Genomic DNA, 24,305 nt, shown 5'->3' with positions numbered 1-24,305 from the left:
GCCAATCACGCAGGCTCGGCGGCAGCAGCAGGAGCTGCTCCGGACAGTAGGAACGATATGTTTTTGCCATGGAACATAAGGTAAATTTCTCGAGCCCGCCGATCAATAGAAATCAGACAATTCTCGGACGGACTCCTAGTGTAATCTAAACTCGCATTGACAAATGCACCCGTTCCAGTGACTTTGACATCAGGCCACGCTCCAGTAATGGGAAGTCCACATGCAATCGTGATGCGACCTGCCCGACTTTTATCTGAACGCTGCGCAAACTGAAGAGAGCCGATTCTCTCAGTTAGACCAGTGCTGACAATCACCTGTACAGGTTCGACGCTGATCCCGAAACTACCGGGTGGAATGCCTACTGTGGTTCCCAGCAAGTTGGCATGTTCAAGCACGATTGACACGTCACTAAGGGAGGGTTCATATCCCAAATCTGGTAGTGACAGCCAAGTCATGAGGTTACTGAAAAGCTTTCCTTGCGCTTGCGTCAGAAAGCCACGGTTCAAGAGTTCTCGGACGACATCTTCATCATCCTCAAGTGATGACACTGGAGGCTGTGCGAGTGGTCCGAGCCCTGTCAGGGCTTTCTCGGCGAATCCTCTCAGTCCGTTGGTCAGTTCACTCTTGATTCTGAAAAAGGCAAGCTGAGGCTTACTCTTTGCCAGATTGAGAATCTCGTCTGGATGTGAGAGAAAGATTCCCACATGGGAAACATCCGGGCGGGGTAGCATACGAACAGTCACGGCTTCCTTCTCGATGACCTGCTCAACTTCTTGTGCCTTTCTCCTTAATCCAATCTCAGCTTTACCGAGCTTGATGTACTCAATCTGGTCCAGAAGGGGGGCCACCACTACTATGACGAGGAGCGCAATGGAAATGGTATCCATTGGCATTAGGCCAGGACGGTGAGCGTGAACGAGAAACAGGCCGAGTGCCACGATAAGCACTACCCATTTATAGACTCTGAGGAACATGTGGCTGTTCCTTTCTGATCCAGACCGGGGTCCGAATTTCCTTTGTCACCTCGGGAACGCCTATTTTAACAGACCCGTCGTCCCCGCTCAGGAGCAACCGAATCGAGCGCCTGCCGCATTAGGTCCGCAATGGAGTCCAGGCAGCTCACCTCCTGGAGCAGTGCATTCCTGAGCTTGCCCACTGGCTGTGAAAGGGTTACGTCAACCAGGCTGGCAATCGTCTCTTCGAGGTTGTGATGCTGGTTCCGAATCGCCAGTAGGGCGGCGGAGATTTGTGGGTCGTTGATTCTGTTTTCCATCCTTCCTCCATTCGCCACGGGCTGGGCTGTTTCATCAGAACCGGCGGATTGCACAACGATGAGGCGGATGCTCTTGCCGCGATCCCCCACGAAGGTGTCGCTTGACCCAGGGGCGGCAAGCAAGAAATGGAGGCTCCCAGGCAAATGCGGTGACCGCATGGGCTCCTTTCATTCGCATGGGGACCTCCAAGAGAATCTGCGAGGCGGGGGAGCGCCCGTGGGCGGCCTCTCAGAGGTTTTGAGCTGCGGTGGAAGGGTAGCCCAAATGGGTGGGCAGATGCAAGTCTAAAGTTGGCAAGGGGATCGAGGAGGTTGCACGTCCTGGGCGATCCTCCGAGTCATTCCCAGTTCATAGGCACCCATCCCCTGCCCGTGTTGATGCAAGAGGTGTGCGGAGAGGCATGGGTTGTCCCGGAAGAGGGGACCAGTGCCGGGGCAGACACCGGACCCGCATCATCTTGCCCGAACCGGGAGGGCCGATGAGCATAATGTTATGGTCGGTTAAAAAAAAGAACCTTTTGTACTTTTATTCTAATGAGCTAAAATGATATATTTGCAAATGATAAATCCAATAACAGTAGTAGGGAGTTCGCCATGAACTGGGATGCAATTGTAAATAAAGTGACCCCTTATATCGTCAGAATCGAAACGCCTCAAGGACATGGTACTGGGTTTCTATGTTTCTATAATAGGGATAAGTCCTTCTATGGAATTGCCACAGCCAGGCATGTTGTTTCTTATGCCGACGAATGGCAGCAACCGATCAAAATTCTAGCTTATCCTTCTTTTGCTCAGGTATTCCTTAAGGAGTCACCACAATATATCATTTTCTCGGACTATAACACCGACTCGGCCGTTATACTCCTTTCAGTGGCAACTCAACTTAAGCTTCCCGAAACCATAATACCGTTGCTTCCAACCGATGTGCCACTTACGATTGGTACGGAGGTTGGCTGGCTTGGATTCCCAAGTGTTGCTCCATATGATTTGTGTTTTTTTTCCGGGATGATTAGCGCCTGGCAGGAGGGGAAACATACATATTTGATTGATGGTGTGGCTATCGAAGGTGTCAGCGGCGGGCCGGTTATTTATGCCACTGAAACTGAAGGCGTACAGATAATTGGTATTGTGTCAGCTTACGTCAGCAACACGGCGCTTCCTGGCCTTGCAATTGCTAGAGATGTATCACATTTTCATGATACGATCAGCAAGATACAATCTATGGACGACGCTAGAGAACAAAAACAAAAACAAGAGCAAGAAAAAAAATCCCAAATGTCCGCAAGTCCTTCCACGGAACCTCCGCGCGATCCAGACTAACGTAAAGACTCCGATCAGGGCAGGACTGCGAGGGCTCAGTCCTGCACTTGGGCTCCATGTAGCAGCACCGGTCCGTGCAACCATGTAGTTTCACGACAAAGGGTTTTATTTCAGAAAATTATTGTTGCAGATTCGCCGATGGGTTCAGCGGACGCCTGCAATTCTTCCCAGTAGCCTGGAGGGGGTCAGAACAATGTTGATTGCCCATCATCTTCGTCATCTTCGGCGAGAATAGGCAACACGCCCTGTTCTGCATCTCGGGGCACGATACTTTTTGCATTCAATCCGGGTTCGCGGTCCAGTAGTTCACGGATAGGCGAAAGCTCGGGAATCGTGAGCGTTTCGCTGATTGCAAGGTCTATCTGGCAGCGCACAGGATCTAAACTTAATTGCGAAAGCGGCTCTAAACCTTGGTGTGAAAGTGCATCGTAAGAAGCTGCCAAGGATGCGAGCTGCGTCATGGATAGCGACTTTACATCAAGAACCGGCATAGATGCCCAAGCTGGCTTTTTCATTTGCATCCATGCACTACGTGTTACAACGCGGCGGCCAAAATACAAAAGAATTGCGGGCGAACTATTGAGCCACAACAAGAGGGCCTTCTCTTGATCCAGCGTCAGCGAGTCCGATTTCAAAGCCCACCACGTGTTACCAAGAACCTCTGTGCCGAATCCAACTGCAAGAACTCGGTGTGTTACGGGCCATAGACGTTCCACAAGAAGGACCCTGCCAGCCTTAGACCACACTTCGGTTGCACTCTTAAGCTTCCTTCCTGTTGCGGGCTTAGTCCGTGCAAGTAGGTTAGCCGTTGGCGTCTGGGCAATGGACGTAACTTTTTCCGAGGAATGACCCCAAAAGGCAGGATAGGCCGACCAGTCCTCGGTGGAGACGGTAAAAGCATCATGAATATCGCGCCGGTCATAACCGAGGCCACCCAAACTGTCCAGCCGACACACCGGAATTCTGGAGGGTTCCACGCCCGGTAGACGAACGTTTCCAGACTGGAGGCTCCAGCATGCTCGTATGAGTTCAGTCTGTGCAAAGAGAGCACCTGTCCAATTCTGCTCGCCCGTAGCGGCGGATACTGTGGTGATTTCACCCAGCTTGCCGCTAGACCCACTGATTGTGGTTAATCCACAACCTTCTATTGTCACAGGGTCACCTGCCCGAACGATTCGGTTTGCGAGGTCCATTGCTTCATGAATTGAACGTGGATTTCGCCATAGGTTGATGTACGTGGTGCGTCCAGGTTCTTCCTTTTTCTCGCGCTTTCGGGCGATGAAGAGGATTTCAGAAAGGTCGGTGTTTTCTGAAAAATTTGTGCGTTCCGGGTCATGGCTTGAAATGACCGTTTCCAGATGATAGCTCGTGGCGATCAACTGTCGTGTGCTGGCCCAAGCCTCCCCGGAAACCAGGGCTGCCGGGAGCACAAACGCTAGGCGGCCTCCTATCTTGAGCCAGCGGTCAGCTAAGGCCACAAACACACTCCCTAAGCCTGCTGTGGCACTGGCTCCGATTAGTTTTACCCGTCGCTTCAATTCGGCCTGAAGTTCTCCTCGTTCATCAGGTAACGAGCCAAACAACAGGTTCCCCCCTACACTGCGAACGAAAGGCGGATTCATCACACAGAGGTCCAATTCTGGCAGTTCCGCCATGGATGCCTTAGAGGATGATGCACCAGCACGAACAGATCCCAAATGTGAGTAATCAAGAGCCATTTGCGTCGGAATTTTGTTGTTGCTGAGAAAATCCAAACTGCCGAGTTTAGCTCTTCCGCGATCCATGCCGAGCGGCATAACAAATAGCCCCATCCCTACGAAAGCCACTTCGGGGGCCAGCATAGCTAAGGTTGATGCAGTTAGGTGCACGGCAGAAGGAAGAACGTCGTAGCCATGAAGCACGTGCTCCATTAGAACCCGATGCAGCGCGGACATATCCTTGACATCAAGAGGAAGACCCCGTTCGGCACGCTGACGGATGTAAACGTCGGTTATAGCCTGGGCTGTTGCCATCAACAGCGTTCCTGTGCCGCATGTGAGATCAGCCACCTTAAAGCGGGCTAGCTCGGTTGGAGAGCTAAAATCCTGTTTCCATTTTGCGGCCATAGTCAGCTTTAGGAGGAGCGTGCCTGCCGCGACTGACGTGTAATAGGTGCCGAGGTATTTTGCATAATGCAAAAGCCAATGATAGATACGGCCCATGAGGTCGTGGCGAAGGGCAGCCTGCTGAGCACAGATGCTGATTGCCTCAGCCAGCAGAGAACGGGTTGCCAATGCAGAGTTAGCATTGACTGGAAGCTCGTCCAAAACGCGTTCTCCGAGTTGGAATATAGGAACGTAATTGATTTTCTTCCAAATCCATTTCCAATGTTTCGCCGCAGCTCCAACGATGTCTTTCTCATTTTCAAGTTTGCGAAGGCCAGGGACACGGCTATCTGTTCCTGCAAGCTGTTCTTGAAAAATAAAGGCATTGGCGAGGACTAGTGCAGACACCTTAGCCGCCGTTTCTCGACGTTCCTCCGCCTTCTGACGGGTCTCCCCCTTCGGCGGTATAAGCCCAAGGATTTGGGATAAGCGATCACACGATCCCTGCTGGTCCCTCCATAGTTTTGCAACTACGTCCAGGTGTGCCGAAAGCGATTTAGCTGTCTGCTCTACAATATCATCTTTGGTAAGACCTTCCTGGGCATGTCGAAGGGCGTCCATCAGAGATGCAGGAGTGCCTTCAAACCAGTCCTCTGTTTCGCGTGTTTCGGCAACGATACGATACTTAAGCTGGGAGGCGCTCAGCGCATCAAGAACCTTGGTAGTTGTTGTACTACGGAGAGCAACGGGGTAAACCGTTGCCGCAGCTATATGGGCGATGCCGCTCTGGACACGTCTGCGAGCATCGTCTAGAACAGTTTGCTCAGCATTCGGATGGTCGGCGAATTTTCCCTCTATTACAACACGGAGACCCCGAAGCTGAAACAGGACATCGGGGCGATGACGGCCATGAACGTGAATGGTCTCCGCGTCAGCAGTGACACCAAGGCGAGAGATAAGAATGGCGAGCTGCGTGTTTACCACTTCCTCGCGGTTTCGTTGTTTGGGCATTTGTGCGCTTCCAGGCAATCGCTTTTTTGAAAGACTAAAAGACTGATTGTATGGCGCAATCGGTCAATCTGCAAAAGGCTTTATTTACCTTGATGCCTGACAACCCACACTGCAGCTAATGCCGTGTCCAATTTTTTTTGTTGCGCGGATACAGAGCGAGGTATGCCCCATCGTCGCAGAAGGGACCCGTATCCGGGGGGTAGGGGGTCATCCGGGCGCATGGGCGCAGGATTTGGCAATAGAGCCTTGACGGAAATGGCAATGCAGACTCGACGCCAGCCAGGGAACCAACGCTCCAGCATGGAGCGCGGGAGGAGAGCGAGGGAGCCAGCAGATCCACGCGCCTTCAGTGCAGGGAACGGGAGCGCAGAGAGTGCATAGCTGCCGCGCGACGGTACGTCGCGTGGGAGGCTTCCGCAGAGAATGCAGCCCGTCGTGTGGCCCGCGCTCCCTACGGGGCGCAGGAGCCCACGTTCATGTGTCCCCCTTGCCTAGATTACCTGCGACGCATTGTGCCCTTACTGTGGGGGGCTCAGAAGCCCCAAGACACGGCAGCAGACCCTATCCTGCCTGTTACCAGCACGGGATCGCAGCGGAGAAGCAGGACCACACCGCTCCTCTCGCATTGAAAACCCCCTCGCATCCAATGCAGGATTCGGTGTAGCCCCGCGAGCATTACGAACGGAGCTGTAGTTCATTTCACTTTCTTTTTTTCGGCGCTGTGGAGCCCGAGGACGCGGAGCACTGTAGCAGAATTTGTAGAGAGTACGCTGTAGTTTTGAGGAGTATGGGCTTACATCGCCCCTCACAGAAACCCTGATTTTACGCGGTCAGACTCACGTATCCCACTCGGTGCAAAGTGCCGTGGAATTATTAAGAGTCAGTTGCTCTGCCAGTTGAGCTAACGGCCCACCCTGTCGACTGAATGCGGTGTCACACCGGGCTCAGATGCTCAAAGATGTCCCGCTGCAACGCGCACTAGCGTAACACGACCTCGCGCCAATTCAAAGACCGATTAGAGATCGAAAACCTGCTTCAAAATAGAGACAACAAGTGGAAAGCGCCAGGATCGGTATCGCTATCGCCATCGCCATCGGAACTCTTAGCTGGCAAAAGCCGATAGCATTACCGATTGCGATCCCGATACCGATCCCGACAATTCGCCAACCAGACATGCATGCGTTTTCATGCTCGTGGGTGCGCCCCGGCCCATGAGCGGCTGCTTCGAAAATGAACCTGGCCGGGTGCGGTCGGGCCGCCCGCGCCTGCGACGTGGGTCGCGGGCGCCGACGCGACCCTCTTCTTGCCTCCCAACATCGCCCCGATTTCCATGCGCCGTAGGGTGCACCCCTGGCGCATGAGAGGCTGTTCTGAAAGCGGCGTCGTGCCGCCGCACTCCGAAGCCGATTCGCGGCATGTGCAGCGGATTGCGGAAGCCGGCCGGATAGCGGTATGTTTTGATGACTTGTGTGAGGTTTCACAGCCGCTGCTACGCGCGGTATCGGGAAGGAGCCGTTTCATGAACACACCCACACAGCTTTTGATCGGAGGCAAGTTTCAGGACGCGGCCTCGGGTAAGTCTTTCCCCACCTTCAATCCGGCCACCGAGGAACTGCTGGCAGATGTGGCCGAAGCGGCCGCACCTGACATCGACGCCGCCGTCGGCGCCGCGCGCGCCGCTTTCAACCGGAAGTCCTGGCGCACCATGCCGGCGCGTGACCGCGCCCGGCTGCTCTGGAAGGTCGGCGACCTCATCATGAAAAACGCCGACGAACTCGCGCGACTCGAAACCTTGAACAACGGCAAGCCGATCTTCGAATCGCGCAACGTCGACATCCCGGCAGCCGCGGAGACCTTTTACTACTACGCCGGCTGGTGCACGAAAATCGAGGGGGAGACCATCCCCGTACCCGGGAACTTCTTCAACTACACGCTGCGTGAACCGTACGGCGTGTGCGGCATCATCACCCCGTGGAACTTTCCGCTTCTCATGGTTGCATGGAAGCTGGCCCCGGCGCTCGCCTGCGGCAACACGGCCGTGGTAAAAGTGGCGGAGGAAACCCCGCTCACCGGCCTCCGGCTCGGGCAACTGTGCCAGGAGGCGGGCCTGCCCGACGGCGTGGTCAACATCGTCCCCGGCTTCGGCGAAAGCGCGGGGCGGGCACTGGTGGCCCATCCGGACGTCGACAAGATTTCCTTTACCGGCAGCACGGCAGTCGGCAAGGAGATCATGCGCAGCGCCGCCGACACCCTGAAGAGAGTCTCGCTCGAGCTCGGCGGCAAATCGCCGAACATCGTCTTCGCGGATGCGGATCTCGATGCCGCGGCCAAAGGAGCGATCAACGGCATTTTCTATGGGAAGGGCGAAGTCTGCACGGCCGGCTCTCGCCTGTTCATTGAAGAGGCAGCCCATGACAAGCTGATGGAAAGGCTGCTCGAACGCGCCCGAAAGCTGGAGCCCGGAGATCCGCTTCTTCCCACGACACGCCTGGGCGCACTGGTCTCCAGAGCGCAGATGGATCGCGTTCTCGGCTATGTGGAAACCGGCAGGCTGGAGGGTGCCACGCAGGTCCTGCCCGGAGGGCGTGCCGGCGACCGCGGGTTCTTCGTCAAGCCGACCATATTCGACGGCGTCGCGCAGGGAATGCGCATCGCCCAGGAAGAGATTTTCGGGCCGGTGCTGGCGACTCTGACGTTCAGCGACGCGGACGAGCTGATCGAGAAGGCAAATGCCACGATCTATGGGCTGGCCGCGGCGGTGTGGACTCGGGATATAGGAAAAGCCCACCGTATCGTCCGCGAAATTCACGCCGGAACCATCTGGATAAACAGCTACAACATGCTCTCCGAACAGTCACCTTTCGGGGGCTACAAGCAGTCGGGCTTCGGCCGGGAGCTGGGCAAGCAGGGCATAGACCTCTACACCCAGGTGAAGTCAGTCTGGGTCAGCCTCGATTGAAGCCAGGTGCAGAAAAGCCGGGCTCCTGGCGATCCGAGTCCGCTGCGGTCGGGAAGGCTGTTTGGCTTGACAGGGGTGTGTGCCGCACTATACTACTGCCTTGCCGCTGCGCGGCCATGCAGGGCCGGCGCAACACGGTAAGATCGCCTTCATAACATAAGCGTACGCTCGAGCCGACGGCCGCTCCGGGGATCGAGGAGGAGAATCATCCGTGAAGAAGGAAATCAAGAGGATCATGGTCACCGGGGCCCTGGGTCAGATCGGGTCGGAACTCACGTCTGCCTTGCGCGGCAGTTTCGGCGCGGACAATGTCGTTGCAACCGACTGCCGGCCGCAGCCGCCCGAGAGGCTCAAGGACATTGGCCTGTTTCACAGCGCAGATGTCACGGACATCGACGCTCTCGAGCGGATCATCCGGCAATACGATATCGATACCGTGTTCCACCTGGCGGCTATCCTCTCGGCCACGGGGGAGCGGAATCCTCAGCTCTGCTGGCAGGTCAACATGAACGGCACGCTCAACATCCTCGAGCTCGGCCTGCGCCACCGCATGGCGCGCATTATCATACCCAGTTCGATCGCGGTCTGGGGCAAGGGTGTCCCGCTCGAGAACACGCCCCAGGAGACGGTGCTGAAGCCGTCCACGATGTACGGCGTCACCAAAGTGTGCGGCGAACTGCTCGGCGATTACTACGTGCAGCACTTCGGGCTCGACGTGCGCGGCCTGCGATATCCGGGGATCATCTCGCACGAAACCCCGCCGGGCGGCGGCACCACCGACTATGCCGTGGCGATCTTCTATGACGCGGTGGCAAAGGGCCGGTACACGTGCTTCGTCAGGGAAGACACGGTCCTCCCCATGATGTACATGCCCGATGCAATTCAGGCGACCATTCGGCTGGCAGAGGCCGATTTCTCGAGACTGCGCCACCATTCCGATTTCAATCTCGCGGCCATGAGTTTCAGCGCCGGGGAACTGGCCGGCTGCATCCGGAAACACCTCCCTCACTTCGAGATCTCCTATGAACCCGACTACCACCAGGCAATTGCCGACTCCTGGCCACGCTCGATCGACGACTCCGCTGCTCGTAAGGAGTGGGGCTGGAAGCCCGAGTGGGACCTGGAGTCCATGACACGGGATATGCTCGCGCACCTGCAGGCGCGCATGGCAAAGCCGGGGACAATCAAGTAGATACTGCCTCTTAGCCGGATCTAGCCTGAATTATCTATGAAGCAGAGCCGCACGCCCGTGAAAAGCAACAAGACTGGACGCGGATGAACGCCGACCAAGACCGAACGGTCGGCGGCGGTCAGCGCTTTTCCGCGTCCAAAACTGCATGTCGGTCTCATATTCATAAATCATCCAGTCCAGAACATTACCGCCGCAACCCGCTCATGACTCATCACTCAATTCTCAGTACCTCTTCTTTGCCGTCATGATTGGTTTCAGGCCGCGCGCGCCGTCGAGCAATCGGCTGCGTTCCGCCGCAGTGAGTGGTGAATATCCTGCAGCCAGTTCGAGAGTCATGCGATACAGGCGCTCGTCTCCCGGTGGCAGAACTGCGCATACATCTTCGGAGAGAGAAAAACGAAGCGCCAGCAGAGCCAGGCCCGGGTCCTCGATCGGACGATACCAGCAATTCGGGAAGGTCCTGATTTCCCCCGTGCGCCAGGCGGTTTGGGCCAGAACCTTCAGGGCCACGCGCGCAACGCCGCGCGCTTGCGCCTTTTCCATCACCTGAGGCCCGAAATTGCCCCGGGCGTAGCAGATGTAGTTTACGGGAAAAAGGACCGCGTCGAGACTGAGGCGGTCAAGCATGGTGAGGGCCACCGGAACCGAGTGCGAAGAAAAACCGAGAAAGCGTACCAGCCCTTGCTCGCGAGCGAGCAGAAAGGCTTCCGCGGCGCCGCCGGGCGCGCAGATGCTTCCGGCATCTTCCGCCCTGTTGACGGCGTGGAACTGGTAAAGATCGATATGGTCGGTTCTCAGTCGCCGGAGCGATTGTTCCAGCTCCCGGCGGGCGCAGGTCGCAGAGCGCTCGGAAGTCTTGCAGGAGAGAAATATGCGGTTTCGGTAGGGCTCCAGTGCACGGCCGAGCATCTCCTCGGCTTCGCCGTCGCCATACGAAGGAGCGACATCAAATAAGTCAACACCGCACCCCACAGAGTCTGCAACCAGGCGATCTGCGCGCTCCTGGCTCATGCCCACGAGCGTCAGTCCGCCCAAACCCACAATCGACAAGCTCACGCCGGGCCGGAAATCTCTCCTCGAAATAGGGCCGGACCTTGAACACTTGTTTCCTACACGATCTTCAAGATACGGCCCCATTTCGTCTGGACAAGATCCTAGCCGGAGAACCTTTGCCGGCGGTTTCGATCATTTCTGGATATTTGGACTCGGCAGGGAGCAGTGTTGCGGCGGGGGAAACCTCGCCCCTGAACGTGTCCCTTTAGAGCTTCACCACGTCCTGGGCCTGGAGGCCTTTGGGGCCTTTCGCAACCGTGAATTCGACCGTGTCACCTTCACTAAGCGACTTAAAACCTGTAGCTTGTATTGCGGAATGGTGGACGAAGACGTCATCGCCAGATGCGCGTTTGATAAACCCATAGCCTTTTTCGTTGTTGAACCACTTCACTGTGCCTTGTTCTTTCATTTTTCCTCGTAAATTAATGCTATTCCTGCGCCGGCAGGGTGTTTTCGGATCTCCTACCATTCACAATTTGGCGCTTATTCGCGGGATCCTGACGTGAAAACGCCACGCCCTGTTCAAGAGTCTGCGGCTGGCGTCGGTAACGCGGGGCAAACACCTGATCGGGTTGGGTCGACTATACATAGATGATGGTGAAGATTCAATAATTTTCAATGAGCAGGTCGTCATGGTGCGCAAGCCTTGCCAGGAGAAATCTTGCCGAAGATGAAGGAATTTCGCGGGTCACCGGAAGCATGAGGGTTTTTTTATCTTGGTCGGGGTCTTTTCCTGATTGTGCCGGCGCCGAAGATTGGGTTATCAATGGTGAATGAGTGTATGTGGCTCTCTTGACCGAGAAGCCCGATCGGGGTAGTGAGTATGAAGGAAAATATTGGTATGCGGGCGGAACAAATACGGGTGCTCCTGGTTGACGACAGCGCCGGGTTTTTGGAGCTGTTGGCAGGCTATTTGTCCGCGCACAGGGAATTCAGCGTCGTGGGAAGTGCCACATCAGGCGAGGGCGCCGTGGATCAGGTAGTCAGGCTGCACCCGGACCTGGTTCTGATGGATCTGACAATGCCAGGCATGAATGGTCTGCAGGCAACAAGCTGGATCAAAAAGCAGCCGCATGCCCCGCGCATCATCATCGTCACCTTTCATGACCAGCCCGGCTACCGGGCGATGTCCTCAGCGGCGGGGGCCGATGGCTACATTACCAAGGACAATCTCACCAAGCCGTTGATTCACATGATCCACACGCTGTTTGACTCTTCAGGAAGGCCACAAGCCACGGCATGATCATCCCGGGTTGCCGGTGTGCGCCAGCCAATCGCTTGACCGCGTAGCCGCCATTCAAAAAACCTCAGCGCAGAGTTCGCCTTGATCGCGGGGACCGCAGAGCATTTGGGAGTATAATCCCGGGATTGATGAAGATAACCGTCCTGGAGAACAAGGAGAACAGGCGACTGGCCCTGGCGTTGGCCTGCTATGCCATCCTCGCGCTGATTGGAGCCCTCGCTCTGGACGGGATCCTGCGGGCAGGAGTTCTCTGCTTCCTCGCCATTCTGGCCGTTAAAACCGTGGCCCACGCCCAAAAAGACAAAGGGATGCCTTAGAGGCTTTGGCCGTGCCTGAGCGCGCCTCCTCACCCGCCTGTCACCCCGGGCTTCAAATTTCAGGGAATCACAATGGGCCCGGTCCGCAGCTGGCTTCGGCGCGCGGGCGTACCCGATAGCATCACTGTCGCAAACGCTCGACAAACTGCTGCCAGGCCATTCATGACATGGACGGATACCAGCCCCAGTATCAGGCCGACGGCCAGGCAGACCAGCGCCTCTTCGGCCCTGGTAACGCGCCAGTGGAAAAAATTGTAGGGCACATGCCGGTAAAGGAAAGGAGCCAGAAGAAGGGTCACCGTCGAACAAGTCAGGAAAACAGTGATAACGAACGCAGCGATGCCCAGCGGAAACTTGACCAGGAGGTAGATCAGGGCCTTCCAGGTGTAGGAATCGGTCACATATTTCTTGAGGGCGTTCAACGGATGCTGCCAGGGCTCCGGGCCGGGATTTGGCGGAGGTATGTGTGCGCCGAGCACCCAGATGGTGAGTTGGCGCTCGCAGGCCGCGAGGCCGCGCAACGCCACCAGCATCACCAGCAGGATAAGAAGGCCAATGCCGATGATGGACAGGCCAAAGCCCAGAGACAATCCGACCAGGAGGAAAACAAAATAGAAGATCCCGAGCGGAAAGGACAGGAGGTGATACGCGATGTTCAGATACGACTGCTTACGGGCAAGCGCGCCGAAAAAACCGCCGTCATCGAAGCGCTCCAGAGGTCTACCGGCACCCATCGAACGATCTTCGTCCATAGAGATTCCCCCCATTCACCCGCGTGCAAGGAAATAACACAGCTTCCTGCACTCTGCAATACGAGAAAGGAAAGCCGAAAGTTCAAGTCCGTTCGAGCGCGCATCCCAACAGCAATTGCGAAATGCACGGCGGAGAATATCCGCAACCTACAGCCTCAACGCAGAGGGCGCAGAGACCGCAGAGGATTGTCGCTTCTGCATGACTTTTCTCCGCGACCTCTGCGACCTCCGCGTTGATCTTTTGCTTTTCTTGCCTAAATGGCAAGGATTTGTATTTAAGCAGCACAAAACACACGAAACACCCGAGAACATGCTCGTGGGCGTGGTGGTTTCCGGAGGAGGCAAGGCCCCTCTGCCGCTAGATTTTACTTTGATTTAGGGCTAATCCAGGCCGAAAATGCGTTGCTCGGCATCCAAAGCGGGGGAGGCCCATGCCAAGGTTCAGGCTTTACATCGAATACCAGGGCACGCGCTACAGCGGCTGGCAGATACAGAAAAATGCGCGCAGCGTTCAAGGCGAAATCCAGGCGGCGGTGGCCAGGATTACCGGCAGTGCGGGATTTGAGTTTTGCGGTGCCGGGCGGACCGACGCCGGGGTGCATGCCTTGCGTCAGGCAGCTCACCTCGATGTGAACACTTCGCTTACCCCTGAGATCCTCCGGCTCCGGCTCAACGATGAACTCCCCTCCGACATTCACATCCTGGCGCTCGAGCGCGCGCATCCCCGCTTCCATGCGCGCCACCATGCCGTCGGGCGCAGCTATCTCTATCAGATTTCCCGCAGGCGGACTGCCTTCGGCAAGAAACTGATCTGGTGGGTCAAGGAAGATCTGGACGTGGATGGTATGCGCCGTGCGGCGGCGCTCTTTGTCGGCATGAAAAACTGCCAATCCTTCGCCGCGGACGATCCGGAGGAAAAATCGCTCAAGGTGTTGATCGACCGGGTGCAGCTGCGGGAAGCCGGCGACCTGATCCTGATCCGGGTCGAGGGTTCCCACTTTCTCTGGAAGATGGTGCGCCGCATCGTGGGTGTGCTGGTGGAAGCCGGGAAGGGGAAGCTCTCCATCGAGGCGGTCGCGCGTTTTCTCGCCGTCAAGTCGGACGAGCCCGCCCGATTGGCCGCGCCCGCGTCCGGGCTGTTTCTGGAGCGCGTCTATTACGCGGGGGACGCCAGGCTGGAGAGCCTGCAACCAGTGATGCACATTGATTCCTGAGGGGCGGCTCCTTGTTCGCTAGCGCTTTCATTCGCGCAATTCGTGTGCTAAGTTAGGCCGTTCCATAAGGAACTGGGCGTAGAATTCATCCTTTCGGGAGGACTCGCGCATGAGCACGCAGACCAGATTGTCCCAGCCTGGAGCGAAGCCGGAATACCGGCCCTACGTTCCGGCCAGCATGGAGATGAGGGAATTCAGCCTCAGGGCCATCATCCTCGGCCTTATCATGACCGGCATCCTGGGTGCTGCCAACGCGTACCTGGGGCTGAAAGCAGGCATGACGATCGCTGCGACCTACCCGGCAGCGGTCATCGGCATGTCGCTTTTGCGACTGATGAAGGGATCGCTGCTGGAAGAGAACATGGCACGCACCATCGGCTCAATCGGCGAGTCCGTCGCTGCCGGAGCCGCTTTCACCATACCGGGATTCGTGCTTGCAGGCCTTTGGCCCGGACTGGGCATGGACAAGTTCTGGCAATCGGTCGCGCTCATGATCATCGGCGGCCTGCTCGGCATACTTTTCGTCACCCTTCTCCGCCGCGTCATGGTGGAGGACCCGGAGCTTCCCTTCCCCGAGTCGGTTGCGGCTTCAGAAATCCATAAGGCAGGCCAGCAGGGTTCCAAGGCCGCGAAGATCCTGTTCGCCAACATGGGCTTTGGCGCCTTGATCAACGCGCTCGGGCAGTTCAACATTTTCGCGCCCGTAAGGACGTTCACCATCAACATCGGCGCGCTCGGCAAGAGCCTGCTGCTGCGCACCAGCCTCAACCCGAACGTCACCAGGGTCACAACCGGCGGGGTGAGCACGTTCAATTCGCCGGCCATCAGTCCCGCCTACATCGGGGTCGGCTACATCATCGGCCCGCGCCTGGCGGCGCTGAATTTTGCCGGCGGCCTGCTCGCCTGGGGTTTGCTGGTTCCCCTGCTGACCTACATGCTCGGTCCTTCTCTGCAGGCGTCTTTGCCCGCCGGCTCCGAGGTCGGGTGGGGCACGATTGCGGGTGCAGTCTACTTCTCCATCGTCCGCCCGATCGCCGTCGGCGGCATGCTCGTGGGCGCCTGCTTCACGCTTTTCCGCATGCGCAAGCAGCTCGGTGTGGGTATGGCGCGGGCGATAAGCGACCTGAAGAAATCGGCTGAAGTCCACAAATCGACGGAACGCCATGAGCGTGACCTGAACATGAAGGCCGTCTTCCTCGGTGTGGCCCTGGTGTTTGTCGCGATGATCGGCCTGTACTACTACTTCATCTCCGGCGCCGGCAACCTGACATCGACGAAGATCATCGGCGGCGCCGTCGGAGCCGCGGCGGTGATGGTGATCCTCGGCTTTTTCTTCGCAGCGGTTTCGGGCAACCTGGTCGGCATGATCGGCTCTTCCAATAACCCGGTCTCCGGCCTCACACTCTGCACGCTCGTTGTCGCGGCTCTGCTCATGGTAGCCCTCGGCGTTGCCGGGGCAGGAGGTGTAGCGGCCGTGCTCGGAGTTGCGGCGGTGGTCTGCGTCTCGTCGGCCGTCGCTGGAGAGATGCTGCAGGATCTGAAGGTGGGCCATATTCTGGGCGGCACGCCCGCCAAGATGCAGATCGGCGACATCTTCGGCGTCATCGTCTCGGCACCGATATTGTTCTACGTGCTGATGCTGCTCCATCGCGCCTATACTTTCGGGAGCCCACAATTGGCGGCGCCCCAGGCAGGACTTATGGCCATGCTTTCCAAGGGAATTGTCGGTGGCGACATGCCATGGCCGCTGGTAGTGGTTGGCATCCTGATGGGAATCGCTCTGATCATGGTCCAGGTCCGCAGTCCGATGCTGTTTTCAGTCGGCATGTATCTGCCCGTCGAGACGACGTTCGCGATCTTTGTGGGAGGCATCATCCGTTGGGCCACCGACCAGTTCCGCGACCGCCGGAATCTCAACGTTGCCCAGAAGGCGCGCGTGGAGAACGCCGGCATCCTCGTCGCATCCGGGCTCATCGCGGGCGAGGCGCTCTGCGGACTCGTGATTGCCGGCATCTACCGCGGCACCCCGGAACCTGTTTTTCAGTCGCCCCACTGGATCGGCATGATCATTGCGGCTGTCGCCCTGATCTACGTCATGATCAAGGTGCCGCTGGCCAACGCCGGCAGGCCGGAGGAACCGGCGCCGCCAACCGCGATCATGTAAAACGGAAGCGAAACCACCAGACACATAGAACTCCTTCGTGTGTTTTGTGGTTCCTTGGAGGTTTTTCATTGTTGCGCGCAACGATACAGTGAGGGTTGGGTGCTGTTGCGCGGTAAGATCGACTTGAGGAGGCAATAATGGCTAGAGCTACAGAGGGACTGAAGCCTGAACTGGTCTGGAAATATTTCGAGGAGGTTGCCCGCGTTCCCCGTTGCTCCGGCAATGAGGCGCAGATCAGCAAATACGTTGCCGCGACCGCGAAGCGGCTCGGACTTGCTGCCAAGGTAGATGAGGTGGGCAACGTGGTGGTACGGAAGCCCGCCTCTCCCGGCCGCGAGAGCGCCCGCAGCGTTGTCCTGCAGGGCCATCTCGACATGGTGGGCGAGAAGAACAAGGACAAAGTCCATAACTTTGAGAAAGATCCGATTGAACTCGTGCGGAAAGACAATTTGATCATGGCCAGCGGCACGACGCTCGGCGCCGACAATGGCATTGCCATAGCCGCCAACCTGGCCATCATGGAAGACAAGTCCCTGGAACACGGGCCGCTGGAGTTTCTCTTCACGGTAGATGAAGAGAGAGGGCTCACGGGAGCCAAGAACATCAGCAGCGACTTCCTGCAGAGCAAGATCCTGTTGAATCTGGATTCCGAGGAGGAAGGCGAGCTCTATGTCGGCTGCGCCGGAGGGCGAGACACGGTCGGCACCTGGAAGGTCGAGTTCGACTCTGCTCCGGCGCAGGCAACGGCAGCCCTGCTCAAAGTGACGGGGCTGCGCGGAGGCCATTCCGGGTTGGAGATCGACAAGGGCCGAGGCAACGCCCTCAAGATCATCAATCGCGTGTTGATCGGCCTTTCTGCTTACGGGGCCCGGCTTTCGAGCCTCGAGGGGGGCAACAAGCGGAATGCGATCCCGCGCGAGGCGGATGCAAGACTGTTCATCCCCAAGAAGGCGTGGGAACAGGCGGCCCATCTCGTGTCCCAGTGCAATGCCACCATCAAGGCCGAATATGCCACCGTGGAACCGGGCCTTGAGATCAGCCTCACCGGGCTGAAGGGCGCAAGCAAAGGCAAGGTCATCAGGAACGCCCTTCAGAAAAAACTCTGCAAGACCATCTCGGCACTGCCGCACGGAGTGATCAAGATGAGTCCGGACATCCCCGGCCTGGTTCAAACCTCGACCAATGTCGCCATAGTCTCCACCGGCAGGAAGGCCCTCGCCGTGGCCACGAGCCAGCGCAGCTCCGTGGCATCGGAGATCGATGAGATCTGCCAGATGGTCGCAAATGTGTTTGACCTTGGCGGAGCGGAGGTCGAGGCCTCGGACGGTTACCCAGGTTGGAAGCCCAATCTGGATTCTGAGATTTTGAAGATCGCCAAGGAAACCTACAGGTCCCTCTACGGCAAGGAGCCCGAGGTAAAGGCGGTCCATGCCGGATTGGAGTGCGGCATCATCGGCGAGAAATTCCCGGGTATGGATATGGTCTCGTTCGGGCCGACGCTGCAGGGCGTGCATTCCCCGGATGAGAAAATCTACATCGACACCGTGGAGAAATTCTGGAATTATCTGCTCGCGATCCTCAGGAACGTGAACTGATTGGAAGCACTGAGTTCCGGGCAGTGACTGCCTGGTCAACCGGCTCAACAATCAATGCCCGGAACTCAGTGCCGATTCCACAATTTCCTGTGGCGATCCGGAATACAATCCACTATCCTTGAGGCGCAGCTTTCCGGAAGTGACGGAAATCTAATAACCCCCCGGATTGATTGGCCCATGCAAGCCTCGCAGGAGGTCCGACAAAAACTGGTCATGGTGATCGGCAATCTCGTTTGCCGGTGCATTGAAGAGGCCCGCAAGATCCCCTATATCCTCGACCAGGAGCAGGTTGTCGATCTCCTGGTCGGAAATCCCGCATTTTTCGCAGAGTTGGTCCGCGATGAACAGCACGACCGGACGGAGTTTTCCAACGATCGCCTTACCGCGAAGCTGGACGCGGTAGCGGAACTGGGACAGTTCGAGGCGCTCGACGCTTTCGACCTGTCCTTCTCCAGCCCGATGGACTCCGATGCCGACCTCGAGCCGGTCATGGAGCAGATCAACAAGCTGACCCGGACTTTTGTGGTCTACTTCGGCAACATGGTCACTATTTTCGAGAAGGAGTTCCAGCTGTTCATGGAGAAATTTCGCCAGTCCCTGCAACAGGCAGGAATGGCCCTCCGGGCGACGGAGCTGGCGCCGGGCGATATGCAGGGACTGGAAAAGAGAGCGGTAGCATGCCTGCGCGCGGGCGAATTCCTGCAGGCATTTTCGTTCGACCGGTTGCTCAATTCCGAGGTGATAGCTAAGGAGCTTGTCAGTCTTCCGTGCTCGGGCTACTCGCTGAACCGGAAGCTGATAAAGACTGCCATGGAAGACGAGAGGCTGTGCGCAGGGGTGCTGACGTTCATTCTCCGGGCCTGTTACATAAGCCAGGGCAACTGGCAGGACCTGTTCGCCACGGTCATCGACCTTGTCGGTCGGGAACCGGAAGTGCACCGAAGAACATTGCTCTTGGAAAGGATCGAGCGGGATGGCGTTTTCTGTTGCAACTTGCTTTGCGAGTCTTTTACCAATCTTAAAAAATGGCCCCCTGCTGAGAGGACGGCGGCCATCGAAAGAAGCCTGGAAAGATGGAAGCCCAGACCTGCTGAAGCCTAAGCCTGTTTCACCAAATCCCTCAGGCTGAAATCTTTCATCTCGATCACGCTCTTGATGCCCATACGGGCGCAAGCGCCATCATAAATCTGTTTGACCGCTTTTTTGGCCTGCTGCAATTCCAGCAGTCGCTCCTTGACCCGGGCCAGCTCAGCATTGATTTCCCTATCGAGCTGATCCAGCTCATCCTTGGCCATCTGTCGTGCCATGTCATATTTTTGTTTTTGCTGGTCTGTCAACATCGTTGTTCCACCTTTCTACTTCGGCTCCTTAAAGACAATGGTAACTTGACTCGAGCTGGTTACATTCACACCGTCAAGGGTGGCCGGCTTGAATCGCCACCTTAAGACTGCATCCACGGCTTCAGGCCGCAGGACAGCAGGACCACTCGCCGCAGTAGCCTTGGTTACTTTCCCCTGAGCATCGATCAGCACGTCGACGACGACCGTGCCCGTAGTGCGCGTTTTCCTGGCTAAGTCAGGATATGTCGGCATTACCCGCGTGAGCACACTCGCGGGGGTCGCAGTTCGCGGCAACGATGCCGGCTGAAACGCCGGCCTGTTGGGAGGGGTCAAGCCATCGAGGCTGGGAGCGGCCTTGGAAATGAGCGGTGTCAAGGTCGCTGCCGGAGGCGCCAGTGTCTGCGCAGGCGGCGGTGATACCGTGTATTCAGCCGGGCGCTCCGGCGGAATAATGACGGGGCTCTCGGTGACGGGAGCAACAGCGGCGGTGGCGGGCTTTTCAGGGGCGACGACGGGCGTGGCTGCAGCCGGTGCTGGGCTCGCCTTGGCTGTCGGTGTCGCCGGCGCGGGATTCGCGTCTTTGCGGGGCGCGGCACTCGTGCCGTTATTCGCAGCGCTCGAAACTGCCGGGGTGTTGGAGCCGGTCGCGGGGCGGGGGGTACGAGCGGGTGTGGCTTTCGTTCCCGGATCCGGCGTTGCTGCGGGTGGCATGATCACTTCCACCTGAGCCGGGAGCGTTTGAGTCGCTGGGGCAGGAGCAGGAGGTGCGCTGGGCTGGGTCGATGCCGGGTGTCTAAAACCGACAAAATAAGTGATTCCAGTGCCAGCCAGCAGGCACAGGAATGCAGCACCTACAACGATCATCTGCACACTCCAGGCCGGCCTTCGCGAAGAGCGGAAAAAGAGGAGGTTTCGTCCCGTCGAGCCTTTCTTGGATTCCGCGACTGCACGATCGGAATTCAGTGGCACCTCGCCTGTTTCCGGAACAGACGGCGATGGCAGAGGATTTCGCACCGTCTCGGTCCAGACCGCCTGCTTCGGAATGGCTGCTTCCACCCGGGGCATTTCTGCGGCTGGTTGCCGGGGAACATGTACCTGCGGGTGGGCAGGTGCACCCGCTTTGTCCAATAACCCGCTCCCCTCGAGTTTTGGGCCAAATCTCGGATCCGCGTCCGGCCGGGCGCTACTGGACTCGAGTTGTGTACCCGCGTCGGAACCGCTGAACATGTCTGAGAAGAGCAGGTCCAGGTCCTGCGGGCCCACTCCTTTGCGGACTGCAGGTTCGTCCGACTCCGTCAGGGCCTGTTTTAAAAGGCTGCCCACCAGCTCTTCCACATCGTCCTGTTGGTCCTTCAGCCCGTCCGTGGACTCGGTCGAAGTGGCGATCTCCTGATCGAGGAACTCCAGAACCGTCTCCTCGTAGCTGTCGCTCTGCGTTTTGAGGTCCTCGGTTTTTCGCTCGTCGCTGCCCATACCCCTTACCTCCACTTCACCTCGGCGAGGTTGTCAAAAGTACCGCAGATCCGCACCTCTTCTTCTTGAGACCGCTGAGTCCGCCGCTCGTGTCTCGCGCCGCCGGCGCAGCCTTTCTGCAGACCAGATCGAAAACGCGCCGGTGAATGCAAAACCGACTGCCGGCTGCGGCGGCGAAGAACTCCAGCGTCACCAAGATTTGCTACTGCTATTTATTTATCGGCTGATAACTTAGAGACTTCACTATTGTTCGCGTCACCCGGGAACGATGAATCTGAAGGTCACAGTTCTTTGAGCCATCGAATCCTGGTATCTTTGTGATAAAGCGAGGCTTTGCCATCGCTGTAGAGGCGGAGTTGCAAGGGAGTGGCAGGGGCAGAATATGCTCAGGCCAGGCGAATCAATGTCTGTAGCCGAAATCACAAGTACAAGAGAGGGTCCGCCATCGGGTCCACCAAAGCTCGAAACAGTGGGCCACTCACAGACCCGGGCGGCGGGCAGCTCGGTCAGCCGGCAAAACGCCGCAGTGGAAGGCAGCGGGCTGTTGTGGCATTGCTTGCACGGCACTTTCATATGAAACCACCGGTGACCGAGACCTACGTAAAGGATGGCGACGTTTTCACCATTACGTCCGCCCGGCAGGTCCTGTCCGGGGTGAGCCGCAAACGGGGACCGGCTCGTCTCTGGCCCTTTCTCGGCCCCGCTTTCATCGCCAGCATCGCATACGTAGATCCGGGGAATTTCGCCACCAACATTGAAGGCGGCGCGAAGTTCGGATATACGCTTTTATGGGTGGTGGTGGCCAGCAACCTGATGGCCATCCTGGTTCAAACCCTTTCGGCCAAGCTCGGCATCGCCACCGGGTACAATCTGGGAGAGCTTTGCCGTCTTCACTTCCCTCGTCCCGTCGTTTGGGCGATGTGGATCATGATGGAACTGGTGGCGATGGCAACCGATCTCGCCGAGTTTCTCGGGGCGGCGTTGGGGTTCAGTCTCTTGTTCGGCATGCCGCTCTGGCTTGCAGGCATTCCGACGATCCTGGCCACACTCCTGGTGCTGGCGCTCCAGGCGCGCGGGTTCAGGCTCCTGGAGGCGGTGATCAGCGCCATGCTGGGCGTGATCGCCGGCTGCTATGTCCTGGAAACCTTCCTCTACAGACCCGACTGGCACGCGGTGGCCTTCCATGCCTTTGTGCCCCAATTCTCCGGGACGGAGAGCGTGCTGCTGGCGACCGGCATCCTGGGGGCGACCATCATGCCCCATGTGGTCTTTCTCCATTCCTCGCTCACCCAGGGCCGCATCCGGGTCCACGACCCGAGGCAGCGGCGGCGCCTTTTGGCGTTCGAGGTCGCCGACGTCACGATCGCGATGGGGGTTGCGGGATTCGTAAATGCCGCCATGCTGGTAATGGCGGCAGCGACATTCCATCGCTACGCTCTGGGCCAGGTTGCTTCGCTCGAAGATGCCTACCTCACGCTGCAACCCCTTCTGGGGCGCGCCGCCGGCTGGATCTTCGCAATCTCGCTTCTTGCTTCCGGGCTGGCATCCGCGACCGTCGGCACCATGGCGGGCCAAGTCATTATGCAGGGATTCATCGAGCGCCGCATCCCGATTTGGGTGCGTCGCCTGGTAACCATCCTGCCATCGATGATCGTGATCTCGCTCGGACTTGATCCGACCCGGACCCTGGTAATCAGCCAGGTGTTCCTGAGTTTCGGCCTGCCGTTCGCCCTTGTCCCGCTCATCCTCTTTTCGCAGCGGCGCGACCTCATGGGCGAACTGGTGAACCGCCGCCTGACTTCCGTGGCAGGCTGGGCGGTTGCGGGGCTGGTGGTGGCGCTGAATTTTCTGCTTCTATACTTAACCGCATTCCGGGGTTGACTTATGTTCAAGCATATCCTGGTTCCACTGGATGGATCCGAGCTCGCAGAGGCCGCTCTCCCCGCAGCCAGGTTTCTCGCCGGCGCGCTCGGAGCAAAAGTCACCTTAGTCCACGCAGTCGAAGAAAACCCGCCCCCTACAATCCATGGAGAGCGACATCTGCGAACCCGCACGGAGGCCGAAGTCTACTTGAAAGAGATCAGCTCTAGTGCCGGCCCGGCGGGATCGACGGTCGTTTGGCACGTGCATGCGGCCGCCACGGGCGATATCGTGAAGTCGATCGTGGAGCACCAGGGCGAGTTCGCCCCCGATCTGATCGTCATGTGCACGCACGGCCGCGGAGGCCTCAGGAGGATCATCATTGGCAGCATCGCCCAGCAGGTTGCAGCCGGCGGTCATACCCCCGTACTACTGATACGACCGGACGGGCATCGCCGGGATTCGTCCTTCACCGTCACGCGCCTCCTGGCACCCCTCGATGGCGAGCGGGCGCACGAGCAGGGACTCGATGTGGCGCTCGGACTGGCCCGGGCCACGGGCGCTCGGCTTCAGTTGCTGTCCGTCGTGCCGACGATGGGAACTCTGGCCGGCCGCGACGCCACCATGGGGCGATTCATGCCCGGCACCACGCAGGCAATTCTGGATATTGCGGAAACAGACCTCAAATCCTACCTCACCGGACAGGTATCCCGGCTCCAGAAGGCCGGGGTGCCGGCCTCTGCCGAACTCCGCCACGGCGATACGGCGCCGGCAATCGTGGAGGCTGCCGACTCTCTTGACGCCAGCATCATCGTGCTCGCCACCCACGGCAAAGCCGGAAACGAAGCCTTCTGGACCAACAGCGTGGCGGCAAGCGTCCAGGCGCAAACCAAACGCCCGCTCCTCCTTGTGCCGGTCAAGAGAGGCATGGGAGCAGGGGCTTGACATTCTTGGATTTTGGATTGCGGAATGCCGACCGCGATTAAATTCCGAAATCCGCAATCCAAAATCTAATTACGCCGATACCAGACGAGATTGTCGCCGTCCGCCGGACGGTCGGAGTAAACGGTGGTCAGATAGCCCACCGAATGGATTTTGGAGATCGGAAGCTCCAGCAGCGCGTTGTTGGAGAGCAGGAAGCCGCCCGGCCGCAGCATGAGCTCGACGTTCGCGAGGGCTAGACTCTGCTCGAACACATCTCGGTTCCAGAAGCTTTTGATCCCTCATCGCCTTGAGCGATTCCTCCACGGCGAAGTTGGGAGCCAGAGAGGTGTCCAGAGAAAGCCCCCGGTCTCGGAACAGTGTCGATCGCTCAGCAAATTCCGCACTCCCGTCGCCGAGCTTCCGCGCCGATTCCAGTACCGTTGCATAGCCGGCGGCCTCCTTGAGCACACGGACCAGGCTGCCCAGCAGGTATCCTTTCAACCGCCCGCTATCGGCGGCGTCACCCGGCTT

21 protein-coding genes are annotated in these 24,305 nt (G+C 58.1%); 11 read left to right on the top strand and 10 right to left on the bottom strand.

Going from position 1 to position 24,305, the window contains the following annotated elements; translation table 11 throughout:
• Nucleotides 1-5: 5 nt before the first annotated feature.
• The 3 genes from LAP85_04080 to LAP85_04070 all read right to left on the bottom strand — a co-directional run bounded on the left by LAP85_04080 (nucleotide 6) and on the right by LAP85_04070 (nucleotide 1,760).
• Entirely contained in the window at nucleotides 6-974 is a 969-nt protein-coding gene (locus LAP85_04080; GenBank protein ID MBZ5495557.1) for a hypothetical protein, read from the bottom strand.
• Nucleotides 975-1,039: 65 nt separating this feature from the next.
• Nucleotides 1,040-1,273, bottom strand: coding sequence for a hypothetical protein (locus LAP85_04075; GenBank protein MBZ5495556.1), 234 nt, complete (start codon nucleotides 1,271-1,273; stop codon nucleotides 1,040-1,042).
• A 349-nt stretch (nucleotides 1,274-1,622) separates the two neighbouring features.
• Nucleotides 1,623-1,760: a hypothetical protein gene (locus tag LAP85_04070; GenBank protein ID MBZ5495555.1), complete on the bottom strand. Its 138-nt coding sequence runs from the start codon at nucleotides 1,758-1,760 to the stop codon at nucleotides 1,623-1,625.
• Between the two features lie 107 nt (nucleotides 1,761-1,867).
• On the opposite strand from LAP85_04070, the gene LAP85_04065 reads away from it, so the two are divergent.
• Nucleotides 1,868-2,593: a serine protease gene (locus LAP85_04065; protein ID MBZ5495554.1), complete on the top strand. Its 726-nt coding sequence runs from the start codon at nucleotides 1,868-1,870 to the stop codon at nucleotides 2,591-2,593.
• Nucleotides 2,594-2,778: 185 nt separating this feature from the next.
• Here LAP85_04065 and LAP85_04060 read toward each other — a convergent pair whose 3' ends face one another.
• Entirely contained in the window at nucleotides 2,779-5,688 is a 2,910-nt protein-coding gene (locus tag LAP85_04060) for a hypothetical protein (GenBank protein MBZ5495553.1), read from the bottom strand.
• A gap of 1,519 nt (nucleotides 5,689-7,207) precedes the next feature.
• Here LAP85_04060 and LAP85_04055 point away from each other — a divergent pair.
• Together LAP85_04055 and LAP85_04050 are read left to right on the top strand one after the other, a co-directional pair.
• Nucleotides 7,208-8,647, top strand: a complete 1,440-nt coding sequence (locus LAP85_04055) for an aldehyde dehydrogenase family protein (protein ID MBZ5495552.1) — start codon at nucleotides 7,208-7,210, stop codon at nucleotides 8,645-8,647.
• A 223-nt stretch (nucleotides 8,648-8,870) separates the two neighbouring features.
• Nucleotides 8,871-9,839 (top strand): NAD-dependent epimerase/dehydratase family protein, encoded by a 969-nt coding sequence (locus tag LAP85_04050; GenBank protein MBZ5495551.1) that lies wholly within the window; start codon nucleotides 8,871-8,873, stop codon nucleotides 9,837-9,839.
• Nucleotides 9,840-10,061: 222 nt separating this feature from the next.
• Here LAP85_04050 and LAP85_04045 read toward each other — a convergent pair whose 3' ends face one another.
• Together LAP85_04045 and LAP85_04040 are read right to left on the bottom strand one after the other, a co-directional pair.
• A complete protein-coding gene (locus LAP85_04045) occupies nucleotides 10,062-10,976 on the bottom strand; it encodes an aldo/keto reductase (GenBank protein ID MBZ5495550.1) in 915 nt (304 codons plus the stop codon).
• Nucleotides 10,977-11,097: 121 nt separating this feature from the next.
• Nucleotides 11,098-11,301 carry a cold shock domain-containing protein gene (locus LAP85_04040; protein MBZ5495549.1) on the bottom strand — a complete coding sequence of 68 codons (204 nt, stop codon included), beginning with the start codon at nucleotides 11,299-11,301 and terminating at the stop codon, nucleotides 11,098-11,100.
• Nucleotides 11,302-11,733: 432 nt separating this feature from the next.
• Between LAP85_04040 and LAP85_04035 the strand changes: the two genes are divergently transcribed.
• Together LAP85_04035 and LAP85_04030 are read left to right on the top strand one after the other, a co-directional pair.
• On the top strand, nucleotides 11,734-12,135 hold the full coding sequence (locus LAP85_04035) for a response regulator transcription factor (protein ID MBZ5495548.1): 402 nt from the start codon (nucleotides 11,734-11,736) through the stop codon (nucleotides 12,133-12,135).
• A gap of 125 nt (nucleotides 12,136-12,260) precedes the next feature.
• Nucleotides 12,261-12,452, top strand: coding sequence for a hypothetical protein (locus tag LAP85_04030; GenBank protein ID MBZ5495547.1), 192 nt, complete (start codon nucleotides 12,261-12,263; stop codon nucleotides 12,450-12,452).
• A gap of 59 nt (nucleotides 12,453-12,511) precedes the next feature.
• On the opposite strand, the gene LAP85_04025 is transcribed toward LAP85_04030, so the two are convergent.
• Complete coding sequence (locus tag LAP85_04025; protein ID MBZ5495546.1) at nucleotides 12,512-13,204, bottom strand: sensor domain-containing protein; 693 nt, start codon at nucleotides 13,202-13,204, stop codon at nucleotides 12,512-12,514.
• A 431-nt stretch (nucleotides 13,205-13,635) separates the two neighbouring features.
• Between LAP85_04025 and truA the strand changes: the two genes are divergently transcribed.
• The 4 genes from truA (at nucleotide 13,636) to LAP85_04005 (ending at nucleotide 19,278) form a co-directional block, all read left to right on the top strand.
• Nucleotides 13,636-14,418, top strand: coding sequence for a tRNA pseudouridine(38-40) synthase TruA (gene truA / locus LAP85_04020; GenBank protein ID MBZ5495545.1), 783 nt, complete (start codon nucleotides 13,636-13,638; stop codon nucleotides 14,416-14,418).
• Between the two features lie 184 nt (nucleotides 14,419-14,602).
• Nucleotides 14,603-16,582, top strand: coding sequence for an oligopeptide transporter, OPT family (locus LAP85_04015; GenBank protein MBZ5495544.1), 1,980 nt, complete (start codon nucleotides 14,603-14,605; stop codon nucleotides 16,580-16,582).
• A gap of 137 nt (nucleotides 16,583-16,719) precedes the next feature.
• The gene (locus tag LAP85_04010; protein ID MBZ5495543.1) at nucleotides 16,720-18,177 is read left to right on the top strand and encodes an aminoacyl-histidine dipeptidase; all 1,458 of its coding nucleotides are present in this window, start codon (nucleotides 16,720-16,722) and stop codon (nucleotides 18,175-18,177) included.
• Nucleotides 18,178-18,354: 177 nt separating this feature from the next.
• Complete coding sequence (locus LAP85_04005) at nucleotides 18,355-19,278, top strand: hypothetical protein (GenBank protein MBZ5495542.1); 924 nt, start codon at nucleotides 18,355-18,357, stop codon at nucleotides 19,276-19,278.
• Here LAP85_04005 and LAP85_04000 read toward each other — a convergent pair.
• Together LAP85_04000 and LAP85_03995 are read right to left on the bottom strand one after the other, a co-directional pair.
• A complete protein-coding gene (locus LAP85_04000) occupies nucleotides 19,275-19,517 on the bottom strand; it encodes a hypothetical protein (protein ID MBZ5495541.1) in 243 nt (80 codons plus the stop codon). The two genes, LAP85_04005 and LAP85_04000, sit on opposite strands and share 4 nt — an antisense overlap.
• A 15-nt stretch (nucleotides 19,518-19,532) precedes the next feature.
• The gene (locus tag LAP85_03995) at nucleotides 19,533-20,990 is read right to left on the bottom strand and encodes a TonB family protein (protein ID MBZ5495540.1); all 1,458 of its coding nucleotides are present in this window, start codon (nucleotides 20,988-20,990) and stop codon (nucleotides 19,533-19,535) included.
• A gap of 573 nt (nucleotides 20,991-21,563) precedes the next feature.
• On the opposite strand from LAP85_03995, the gene LAP85_03990 reads away from it, so the two are divergent.
• Together LAP85_03990 and LAP85_03985 are read left to right on the top strand one after the other, a co-directional pair.
• On the top strand, nucleotides 21,564-22,871 hold the full coding sequence (locus tag LAP85_03990; protein MBZ5495539.1) for an Nramp family divalent metal transporter: 1,308 nt from the start codon (nucleotides 21,564-21,566) through the stop codon (nucleotides 22,869-22,871).
• A 3-nt stretch (nucleotides 22,872-22,874) separates the two neighbouring features.
• Complete coding sequence (locus LAP85_03985) at nucleotides 22,875-23,795, top strand: universal stress protein (GenBank protein MBZ5495538.1); 921 nt, start codon at nucleotides 22,875-22,877, stop codon at nucleotides 23,793-23,795.
• 65 nt (nucleotides 23,796-23,860) lie between these two features.
• Here the strand turns inward: LAP85_03985 and LAP85_03980 are convergent, their stop codons facing one another.
• Nucleotides 23,861-24,046 (bottom strand): hypothetical protein, encoded by a 186-nt coding sequence (locus LAP85_03980; protein MBZ5495537.1) that lies wholly within the window; start codon nucleotides 24,044-24,046, stop codon nucleotides 23,861-23,863.
• Between the last annotated feature and the right edge of the window lie 259 nt (nucleotides 24,047-24,305).

It is taken from the genome of Terriglobia bacterium (genome assembly GCA_020072565.1).
In the GTDB taxonomy this organism is placed as follows: domain Bacteria; phylum Acidobacteriota; class UBA6911; order UBA6911; family UBA6911; genus JAFNAG01.
Note: the sequence above shows the minus strand (reverse complement) of the source record. Positions and strands in the feature narration are given on the sequence as shown.